The following is a 1,631-nucleotide window of genomic DNA, read 5'->3' on the forward strand; positions in this document are numbered from 1 at the left end:
CAAAGATACATTTTCGTCCATACACTCCCAACCAAACGGTACTTTTTCCGCAAAGAATCGATGAAGATATTGCAGAAAACGATCCTGTACGCATGGTTGACGCTTTGGTTGAAAGCCTGAATCTTGAAAGTTTCAGGAAGTTATACAAAGAATGCGGCCGTAGTCCTTACCATCCCAAGATGATGCTAAAGGTTATCTTGTATGCCTATATGAACAATATATACTCCTGCCGGAAAATAGAAAAGCTTCTTCATCGTGATATCCATTACATTTGGTTAGCCGGTTATGAGAAACCGGACTTCATTACTATCAACCGTTTCCGTAATCGGGTGAAGAAGGAGATTAACGAAGTGTTTACCCAAACCGTACTTCTGCTTTCATCCAAAGGTTTCGTCAGTCTGAATGTGGAATATATTGACGGAACAAAGATTGAGTCCAAGGCCAACAAATATACTTTTGTATGGCGGAAGACTGTTGAACATAATCGTGAACGCCTGATGAAGAAAATCAGGGTTCTGTTAAGCCAAATAGATGACGTCATCGCTCAGGAAAAAGCTTCGGAAAACAACGATGGAATTGAGTTTACCCCTTCCATATTGACAGAAATGGCTGGGGAATTACGCAATGCCCTTGAACAGACTGCAGAGCCTTCCACGAAAGAGCAGAAATCAGAGCTGAAAAAGAAACACAAACAGCTGAAAGAACTGGAAGCTCACAGGGATAAGCTTCAGGAATACAACACCCATTTGGACAATCTTCAGGACCGTAACTCTTATTCCAAGACAGACAAAGAAGCCACCTTTATGAGAATGAAAGAGGATGCCATGCGTAACGGTCAGACAAAACCCGGATATAATCTTCAGATTGCTACGGAAAATCAATTCATTATCGATTATTCTCTTTTCCCGAATCCGACTGACACCTTGACGATGATTCCCTTTCTGAAGTCCTTTGCCGACAGATACGGCCAGTTGGCTCATACGGTGGTTGCTGATTCCGGTTACGGATCAGAAGAGAATTACCACTTTATGTCGGAAAACGGGATGGAAGCATACGTCAAATACAATTATTTCCACATGGAGCAGCGGCCAAGATTTAAACCGGATCCTTTTAAGGCCGAAAACTTTTTCTACAATGAAGAACAGGATTACTGCGTCTGTCCAATGGGGCAAAAGATGCAGAGGGTAGGTACCAGGCATACGAAAACCGAATCCGGATATGTAGTCGAATATGTCAGGTATAGGGCTGTCAGATGCGAAGGATGTCCGTTAAGATGTCTGTGTTTTAAAGCTAAAGGAAACAGGACGATAGAACTGAATCACCGACTCAGGATATACAAACAGAAAGCCCGGGAACTTCTCTGTTCCGAAGAAGGGTTGAAATACAGAGGGCAAAGGTGTATAGAGCCGGAAGCTGTATTTGGACAGATAAAATTCAACATGAACTACAAGCGCTTCCGTCATTTTGGGAAGGACAAGGTTCTTATGGACTTTTCCTTCCTGGCCATCGCCTTCAATATAAAAAAGATGTGTACCAAGATGAATAAAGAGGGTATAAATTGGCCAATTAAACACCTTTACGGCCTTATTACCGCTCATTTAAGCTATTGGGAACAAAATAATCGAGATTAT

The 1,631-nt window shown here is 42.1% G+C and carries 1 protein-coding gene; it reads left to right on the forward strand.

What is annotated here, in order from left to right:
• Positions 1-1,631 (forward strand): IS1182 family transposase (locus Q3C19_RS18175; RefSeq protein ID WP_302731257.1); only part of this gene is annotated, 1,631 nt, incomplete at both ends.

This window comes from Bacteroides sp. ET489 (assembly GCF_030518095.1).
GTDB classification, from domain to species: domain Bacteria; phylum Bacteroidota; class Bacteroidia; order Bacteroidales; family Bacteroidaceae; genus Bacteroides; species Bacteroides ndongoniae.